Origin of the sequence: Kibdelosporangium banguiense, from assembly GCF_017876405.1 — a bacterium.
Taxonomy (GTDB): domain Bacteria; phylum Actinomycetota; class Actinomycetes; order Mycobacteriales; family Pseudonocardiaceae; genus Kibdelosporangium; species Kibdelosporangium banguiense.
Genome location: NZ_JAGINW010000001.1, coordinates 10879471 through 10887591, shown reverse-complemented (window position 1 = coordinate 10887591; position 8121 = coordinate 10879471). Strand labels below are relative to the sequence as shown.

The following is an 8121-nucleotide window of genomic DNA, read 5'->3' as shown; positions in this document are numbered from 1 at the left end:
CCTGATGCTGCGATTTGATCATCGCCCGAGTCAGGTGTTGGCGCCACTCCAGGGCGGGTGTTCGCTGATGCTGGCGATGTGTTGGCCTCAAGGGCGCCTCTGGCGCTACATCGACGAGCGCGACGCGGCGGGCGTGTCCCGGCTGGTACTGGAGGCTGACGTCACGGGCGCGCCAGCAGCTACATCATCGCCGCCGCGGACACGATGATGAACCGGGCGTCGGGGGAGTTGCTGCGGGAGGTCTTCCCGGAGACACCCCTCGACAAGGAGATCAGCGAGTTCGAGACGCTGCTGTCCATCGACCGGGCCCGCGAGGACTTGGCTTCAACCCGCAGCACTCCTGGCGTGACCACGTCGGGCCGTGATGATGACCGCCATCATTTCGCCAGCGGGGTGACGCTTTCGAGCGTCGGCACGACTTTGGCCATTGTGCCGTCCGGGTTGAAACGCAGGCGGTCGATGGTCACCTCGCGGTGAGTGCCGTCGCCGCCGGGGATGGCGAAGCGGTGGTAGGCGATGTACCAGTCGTCGGTTCCCGGGACCTGGACGATGCTGTGGTGCCCGGTGCCCGGTGCCCGGTGCCCGGTGCCGAGGATGCCGAGTGACGGGTTCTTCTCGAGGATGACGCCGCGTTGGGTAAGGCCGTCGAGCATCGGGCTCGTGGCGGTCGCGTAGCCGACGCGGTAGTTCTCGCTGCCGGTGTCGTCGATCGACCAGGTGAGGTGGTAGGTACCGGCGCGTTTGGTCATGAACAGGCCTTCGCGGAACCCGTCCAGCCCGTTGATCTTTGATCTTCGTGGCGTCGAACGAGATCATGTCGGCGTTCAGCGGCACCACGTAGGCCTCGCCGTTGCCCCAGTACGGGTAGCTCCGGCCGTCGTCGTCGGTGAAGACCGCGGGGTCAATGGGCTGGCCACCGCCGGTCGGGTTCGCCCCGATCAGCGGTTTGCCCAGCCCGTCGGTGAACGGTGCGCTTGCCGAAAATGTCATCCGTGCTGGTCAGGCGGCGTGGTGGTACTCGTTGAGGATGCTGCCCAAACGTGGGCGTCGGCGGACGTTGAGACGGGTGGTCTGGGTCTTGGCTGGGGATCGGCGATGGCAGTGGTCGTAGTGGTCGGGCGTTGGTGATGCCTTGGTGAGGTCGGTGCGAGTTGTAGAACTGCTCGTATTCGCGGAGTGTGTGGAGTAGGTGTCGTTGGTTCCAGACGAGGGTGCGGTCGAGTAGTTCGTGTCGGCAGGTTTGGATCCAGCGTTCGACGTGAATCGCCCCGAGTTTGGTAGAGACTCGTTACTGGGGTCAGGCAACCAGACTGGTCAGGTCGCCTAGCTCGTACAGGGTCTCAAACTCGGTCGGTGGCCGATAGCCACAGGCTTCATGAAGCCGTTGATCGTTGTACCACTCCACCACGCGGCGGTAGCGATCTCGACCTCGTTCTTATTGTGCCACGGTCCTTGCGGTTTGATCAACTCTGTTTTGTAGAGACCGATGGTGGATTCCGCGAGCGCATTGTCGTACGCGTCACCGACCGTGCCGATGGACGCGTTGATACCCGAGTCGACGAGATGCTGGGTGAACCGAAAGGACGTATATTGACTCCAATGCCGCTTAGTTAGCATGACGGGACTGTTTGGCGGGTTTTGACTTTGTCGAATTTGTGCGGCGTGTCGCGGTTGGTATCGGCGGGTTGTTGGTCGGTTCTCGGTAGAATTTGTTTGTGATTGAACAACGCGCAGAGCGTTTGACTGATCGGATTTCGCTTGGAGTATTGACCCGAACGGTTTCGCGGGACGTGGTCGATGAGGTCTTGGCGGAGACCGGTCGCCAGGAGAAGCGGTCTCGCCGGCTCCCTGCTCATGTCGTGGTTTATTTCGTGCTGGCGATGGCGATATTTCGTGACGGGTACGAGGAAATTCTGCGGAAGTTGGTGAACGGTCTCCGGTTTTTGGGGAATTGGCGAGACTCGTGGACCGTGCCGACCTCGGGCGCGGTGTCACAGGCTCGCGATCGACTGGATGACCTGCCGCTACGAAAGTTGTTCGAGCGTATTGCGCAACCGCTGGCCAAACCCAGTACTGAGGGCGCCTGGTTGCGGTCGTGGCGGCTGATGGCGATCGACGGAGTGCAGATCGATATACCGGATACCGACGTGAATCTGAAGGAATGGGGAAAGTACGAAGGTGGCACCCGTCGGCCCTTTCCCCAGGTCCACGCGGTCGGTTTGGGTGAGTGCGGCACCCATGCGGTCATAGCGACCGCGTTGGGCACCATCTACGACGGCGAACGCAAGCTGGCCGAGCAGTTGGTGGGCTCAGTCACGCCGGACATGCTGGTCCTGGCCGATCGCGGGTACTTCAGCTTTCAGTTGTGGCAGCACTACTTGGTGACCGGCGCGGCCCTGCTCTGGCGCGTGCCCGCGGGCATGAAACTGCCGGTCGCCGACGTGCTGTCCGATGGCTCGTATCTCTCGGTCATCAATTCCAAGAAGACTCGCAGCGCCGGCTATCGCATTCCGCTGTCAGCCGTCAGCGATCCACGCGACGCCACCCATATCCCGGTCCGCGTGATCGAATACACCATCTCCGGTGAGGGAGTCGCGCAGTCGGAGACGTTCCGGCTAATCAGCACGATTCTCGATCCGAACGACGCCAGCGCGCTCGAACTCGCTGCCGCTTACCAGCAACGATGGGAGTACGAGATCGCGCTTCGCGAAATCGAGACCCAACTGCTGGAACCGGGCAAGGGACTTCGGTCAAAAACACCAAAGCTGGTCCGGCAAGAGTTCTGGGGACTGCTCCTCGCCCACTACGCCATCCGAACACTCATGACCGAAGCAGCTGACATCGCAGAAATCGACCCGGACCGACTATCCTTCCTTCGAACCCTGAACATCGTCCGTCGCCAGGTCACAAACCAGGCGGGATTTTCCCCCCGAAACGATCACCCAGGCACACCGTGACGCCATCACTGAAATACTCGAACGCGTCACCAAAGGCCGCCGCAAACGAACATATCCCCGCGTTGCCAAACGCGGAAACCGTCACTCATTCCCCATCAAGCAACCCCACCACCACGGCAGAACGTTCCACCCCACGCCGACCCTACGGCCACCGCTGACCGCCTAACTAAGCGGCATTGATATTGACTCCCGGCATCGGAATGGTGAATCAGTTTGTCTTCACCGTCCACCCGGCGATAGTCGCGGTGCGACAGTCCTCTGTCGATGGCGTCGAGGACCAGGTCGGTTTCCTTGGACGTGCTCGCCCGCCAGCCGACGATTTTTCGGGAGAAGACGTCGATGGCGAACGCGACGTAGACGGTGCCCGCCCAGGTGGCGACGTAGGTGAAGTCCGCCACCCACAACCGGTTCGGCGCACCAGCCGCGAACTGCCGGTTCACCAGATCCGCGGCCCGCACACCGCCGGGGTCCTGGATCGTGGTGCGTACCGTCTTGCCGCGCACCGCGCCGGCCAAGCCGAGTCGGCGCATCAGCCGCTCGACCCGGCCGCGCCCGACCTCGACACCTTCCCGTGTAAGTTGGCGCCAGATTTTCCGGGCGCCATACACCTGATAGTTCTCGTCATACGCGCGCCTGATTTCCTTCATGAGTTCCTCGTCCCGGAACGCGCGTCGTGATGTCGGTCGCGACCGGGCGGCATAGTAGGTGGACGGAGCGATCTTGATACCGAATTCGGTCAGCACGGCACAGATCGGCTCGACTCCGAACCGGTCCTTGAATTCCGTGATGAACGCTACGAGCGTGGCGGTCGAGGGTCGAGCTCCCTCGCGAAGAAAGCCGACGCCGCCTTCAAAATATCGTTCGCCCGACGCAACTCAGCAACTTCCCGCCGCAACCGCGTCAACTCGGCCGACTCCTCACTCGACGTCCCCGACCGCGCCCCAGCATCGACCTCGGCCTGACGCACCCATTTACGCAGCGTCTCGCCCGACACGCCCACCTTCGCCGCCACCGAGCAGATCGTCTCCCACTCCGAGGAGTAGTGCTCTACCTGCTCAAACACCAACCCAACAGCACGCTCACGAAACTCACGTGAGTACCTCTTCCCAGCCATGATCCACATCCTCACTCAACGAGTGAGCCTCCATCAAACCCGGGGCGGTTCAACGATCGAGTTCATCCTGGGCATCTGAACACCGCTCAGGACGACCTGGATGTCGGCGTTGGCGAGGATGGCGTTGAACAGGTGAGGGAATTTGCCGTCTCTGTCGCGGATCAGGAATCGTGCTCGGTAGCCGGCGTCCTCGAGATCCATGACGAGGTTGCGGGCGGCTTGGGTCACCCATGCCTTGGTCGGATGTGGTGTGGCACCGAGGATGTGGATTCTGCGATGGGCGTGTTCGATCGCCGCCAGCACGTACATGCGTGTGCCGGTGAGGGTGACGGTTTCGAAGAAGTCACAGGCCAACAGGGCGTCTGAACCGCCCCGGGTTTGATGGAGGCTCACTCGTTGAGTGAGGATGTGGATCATGGCTGGGAAGAGGTACTCACGTGAGTTTCGTGAGCGTGCTGTTGGGTTGGTGTTTGAGCAGGTAGAGCACTACTCCTCGGAGTGGGAGACGATCTGCTCGGTGGCGGCGAAGGTGGGCGTGTCGGGCGAGACGCTGCGTAAATGGGTGCGTCAGGCCGAGGTCGATGCTGGGGCGCGGTCGGGGACGTCGAGTGAGGAGTCGGCCGAGTTGACGCGGTTGCGGCGGGAAGTTGCTGAGTTGCGTCGGGCGAACGATATTTTGAAGGCGGCGTCGGCTTTCTTCGCGAGGGAGCTCGACCCTCGACCGCCACGCTCGTAGCGTTCATCACGGAATTCAAGGACCGGTTCGGAGTCGAGCCGATCTGTGCCGTGCTGACCGAATTCGGTATCAAGATCGCTCCGTCCACCTACTATGCCGCCCGGTCGCGACCGACATCACGACGCGCGTTCCGGGACGAGGAACTCATGAAGGAAATCAGGCGCGCGTATGACGAGAACTATCAGGTGTATGGCGCCCGGAAAATCTGGCGCCAACTTACACGGGAAGGTGTCGAGGTCGGGCGCGGCCGGGTCGAGCGGCTGATGCGCCGACTCGGCTTGGCCGGCGCGGTGCGCGGCAAGACGGTACGCACCACGATCCAGGACCCCGGCGGTGTGCGGGCCGCGGATCTGGTGAACCGGCAGTTCGCGGCTGGTGCGCCGAACCGGTTGTGGGTGGCGGACTTCACCTACGTCGCCACCTGGGCGGGCACCGTCTACGTCGCGTTCGCCATCGACGTCTTCTCCCGAAAAATCGTCGGCTGGCGGGCGAGCACGTCCAAGGAAACCGACCTGGTCCTCGACGCCATCGACAGAGGACTGTCGCACCGCGACTATCGCCGGGTGGACGGTGAAGACAAACTGATTCACCATTCCGATGCCGGGAGTCAATATACGTCCTTTCGGTTCACCCAGCATCTCGTCGACTCGGGTATCAACGCGTCCATCGGCACGGTCGGTGACGCGTACGACAATGCGCTCGCGGAATCCACCATCGGTCTCTACAAAACAGAGTTGATCAAACCGCAAGGACCGTGGCACAATAAGAACGAGGTCGAGATCGCTACCGCCGCGTGGGTGGAGTGGTACAACGATCAACGGCTTCATGAAGCCTGTGGCTATCGGCCACCGACCGAGTTTGAGACCCTGTACGAGCTAGGCGACCTGACCAGTCTGGTTGCCTGACCCCAGTAACGAGTCTCTACCAAACCCGGGGCGATTCAGTCGGCTTGTGAACGGAGGAACTGGGCCCAGGTGCTGGTCGCGCGTTCGGGTGCCGGGTCGATGCCGGCGTCGTTGAGAATCTGCCACACGGTCGAGGCGGCGACCTGCAGGCCCAGGGCAAGGAGTTCGCCGTGGATCCGGCGGTAGCCCCAGTTCGGGTTTTCCTTGGCCAGGCGCAGAACCAGGACTCGAATAGACCGGATGGTGCGCGGTCGGCCCGGGCGCATTCGGTCGCGACATCCTGGCGTGGCGTCGGCGGAGCAGGTCGCGATGCCAGCGCAGGATCGTATCCGGGCGCACCAGCAGACGGATCCTGTGCAAGATCTGGCGCGGGGACCGATGCACGAGCGCGGCAAGCAACGCCCGGTCAGCAGGACTGAACCGCACTCTGGTGTCGCCGAGTTGCCGTTGTAGTACTCCGATCTGGTGTCGCAGGGCGAGGATCTCGATGTCTTTGTCCTGGTTGCTCATCGGGATCAGGCGAAGTAGGGCGAAGGTGTTGGTCAGGCCGAGGTAGGCCAGTCGCAGCAGCACGGCCGACCATCCTGCCGTGGTGACTGCATGGCTTGCGGGCGGTTGGAGTCGATGTCGGCAACACGATCTGACCAGCACGGATGAGGTTTTCGGCAAGCACAAGGTCGGGCCGCTTCCTTCAAGCGCTGACTCGTTCGGTACACGCTTGCTACGGTAGACGCACAGCTCTCCCTATTCATCTGTGTCCCCTTTGCGGCAGTAGCATCAGACTGGTTATTCGAGCGACAATTATCGCAAAGGGTGCACGTGTGGTGCCTAATTTTGATATGTGTGAGGGTAGTCAATATCGATGATGTGTTTCCGCTGGAACTTGTTCCTGCGGGCCGAAACCCGAGCCGAGGGAAGTCGAGGCGGCAGGTGCACGAGCGCGTCCTGATAGGTACGCCACGGACCCCGGACACCTGGATGAGCGAAGCCCGTTAGTGCCTGCATGGGAATATTAGCGCCGTCGGTTTGCCCCGAGTCAGACGTGACATATTTAAGCAGCAGGTGCCGGTCTGTCCCGGTACTGCCTCCACCATTCTCCAACCGGCTTCTCTTGGAGAGCTCGCTTCAATATATCCAAGGCTTTCGGGGAGTAACACCAGGTATTGAAGAAGAACTTGGCGAAGTCCTCTTTGTCCTTGATGCCGAGCAGCGTGATCAGGGCAGTTGTCTGGTTGGTAGTGACTTCGAGCTTCTGCGCGAGACCGCTGAACCGCAGGTTGTAGTAGTCCAGCTCCGAGACTCGCTTTACCGCCACGACACTGGAGTCGACTGTCCCCTCAGGTACGAGGGTCACAGGGACCCCTTCTTTCTTCGCGATCCGCAGGCTGACCGTCGGCCCCGTACCTTCGGTGACGAACCTGACTGCGGCGATCCCGGGGAAGAGCGCGTCGAGGTCGATTACTCCACGTCCGATCTGGCCGCTCAGTTTCTGGAGTGCCGTTTCGCTGGGCTGAAGCTTCTCACCTTGCATGGCGCCGTCCACGATCGACAACGCGCGCAGTCTTGCTGCGACCTCTGCACGTCGGCGCCTTCCTGGTTGCAGCAGACGGGCAACTTCCTGAATCTCCTCGGTGAACAGGGCAATCGGATCCAGGGGTGCGACGGTGGCGATGGGAAGCACCCTGTCCGGCAACATGTCCCGTAGGTCCTCGTTGAACACTATCTTCAGCAAGTCCCTATACAGTGTGATCCCGGACTGGGCCTGCAGGTAGAGGTGCCCTTCGCTGATGTCCACCAGGTGATGCTGTGCCGCGTCGCGAAGGCCGTTGATCGACTGCAGCGTCAACGCCTGCTCTTCGGTGAGAAACTGAAGTCCTTCCGTCGAGAGGCTTCGACGCACGCACTGGTCGAAGCCGATGGTGTTCTTCTCGCCTGGGTCACGAATTCGCCCGCCACGATGCAAGATCGATGCCTTCAGCAGCATCTCGAACGAGTGGTCCAGGAGCATCAGAACAGCGTCGGTGCGCCCAACGTCCCAGGGGCGGTTGAAATGCTCAATGCTCAAGGTCAACGAGCTGAGTGACTTCTCCCTGAGCAGCCGAGCTTCTTTCAACATGCCCTCCCTTCCTCGGAGCCTCGACTGTAATAGTCCATTCGGGACGTTTCTCCTCGATGTTTCACGCAATGCGCAGGTTCACCCGAACGGCGGTATGCCCATAACAATTGGATCAATCGATCTAGCAGGGACGGGCTGGCTCAAGTGGGGCGATTGAACCCGGTGCCCACGTCGTCCAGAGTGGACAGCTGTCAGCAGGTACTCGTGTCGCTGTGCTCCACTACCTGGCTCTGCTTCCTCACTGATCGAGGCCATGCAGACAGCAGGCTGATATTGGCGCTCTATAAGAAAAC

General features: G+C 61.5%; 11 protein-coding genes. 3 read left to right on the top strand and 8 right to left on the bottom strand.

Translation table 11 applies throughout. The annotated features are described in order from the left end of the window. Nucleotides 1-179 precede the first annotated feature (179 nt). The 3 genes from JOF56_RS48815 to JOF56_RS48805 all read right to left on the bottom strand — a co-directional run bounded on the left by JOF56_RS48815 (nt 180) and on the right by JOF56_RS48805 (nt 1246). On the bottom strand, nt 180-353 hold the full coding sequence (locus tag JOF56_RS48815; protein ID WP_209646283.1) for a hypothetical protein: 174 nt from the start codon (nt 351-353) through the stop codon (nt 180-182). A 24-nt stretch (nt 354-377) separates the two neighbouring features. Continuing rightward, on the bottom strand, nt 378-749 hold the full coding sequence (locus JOF56_RS59115; protein WP_245378730.1) for a family 43 glycosylhydrolase: 372 nt from the start codon (nt 747-749) through the stop codon (nt 378-380). A 152-nt stretch (nt 750-901) separates the two neighbouring features. Beyond that, nucleotides 902-1246 carry a hypothetical protein gene (locus JOF56_RS48805; protein WP_307855836.1) on the bottom strand — a complete coding sequence of 115 codons (345 nt, stop codon included), beginning with the start codon at nt 1244-1246 and terminating at the stop codon, nt 902-904. Between the two features lie 469 nt (nt 1247-1715). Here JOF56_RS48805 and JOF56_RS48800 point away from each other — a divergent pair, with 469 nt between their 5' ends. After that, on the top strand, nt 1716-2957 hold the full coding sequence (locus JOF56_RS48800; RefSeq protein WP_307855611.1) for an IS4 family transposase: 1242 nt from the start codon (nt 1716-1718) through the stop codon (nt 2955-2957). Nucleotides 2958-3052: 95 nt separating this feature from the next. On the opposite strand, the gene JOF56_RS48795 is transcribed toward JOF56_RS48800, so the two are convergent. Genes JOF56_RS48795 through JOF56_RS48785 form a run of 3 tightly spaced genes read right to left on the bottom strand, consistent with a single transcriptional unit; the run spans nt 3053 to nt 4464 of the window. Further along, nucleotides 3053-3745, bottom strand: a complete 693-nt coding sequence (locus tag JOF56_RS48795; protein ID WP_209648941.1) for an IS3 family transposase — start codon at nt 3743-3745, stop codon at nt 3053-3055. A gap of 5 nt (nt 3746-3750) precedes the next feature. After that, nucleotides 3751-4071, bottom strand: coding sequence for a transposase (locus JOF56_RS48790; protein WP_209646281.1), 321 nt, complete (start codon nt 4069-4071; stop codon nt 3751-3753). Nucleotides 4072-4104: 33 nt separating this feature from the next. Beyond that, entirely contained in the window at nt 4105-4464 is a 360-nt protein-coding gene (locus JOF56_RS48785) for a hypothetical protein (RefSeq protein ID WP_245378729.1), read from the bottom strand. Between the two features lie 13 nt (nt 4465-4477). On the opposite strand from JOF56_RS48785, the gene JOF56_RS48780 reads away from it, so the two are divergent. Next, nucleotides 4478-5712, top strand: a protein-coding gene (locus JOF56_RS48780; RefSeq protein ID WP_372448287.1) for an IS3 family transposase whose coding sequence is annotated in 2 segments (ribosomal slippage) — nt 4478-4763 and nt 4763-5712 — 1236 coding nt in all. Because the reading frame shifts where the segments join, the coding sequence is not laid out codon by codon here. Nucleotides 5713-5747: 35 nt separating this feature from the next. Here JOF56_RS48780 and JOF56_RS48775 read toward each other — a convergent pair. Continuing rightward, nucleotides 5748-5978 carry a helix-turn-helix domain-containing protein gene (locus JOF56_RS48775; protein ID WP_209646280.1) on the bottom strand — a complete coding sequence of 77 codons (231 nt, stop codon included), beginning with the start codon at nt 5976-5978 and terminating at the stop codon, nt 5748-5750. Nucleotides 5979-6021: 43 nt separating this feature from the next. Here JOF56_RS48775 and JOF56_RS48770 point away from each other — a divergent pair, with 43 nt between their 5' ends. Beyond that, on the top strand, nt 6022-6165 hold the full coding sequence (locus JOF56_RS48770) for a hypothetical protein (RefSeq protein ID WP_209646279.1): 144 nt from the start codon (nt 6022-6024) through the stop codon (nt 6163-6165). 598 nt (nt 6166-6763) lie between these two features. Here the strand turns inward: JOF56_RS48770 and JOF56_RS48765 are convergent. Continuing rightward, nucleotides 6764-7828: a DUF3644 domain-containing protein gene (locus JOF56_RS48765; protein ID WP_209646278.1), complete on the bottom strand. Its 1065-nt coding sequence runs from the start codon at nt 7826-7828 to the stop codon at nt 6764-6766. Between the last annotated feature and the right edge of the window lie 293 nt (nt 7829-8121).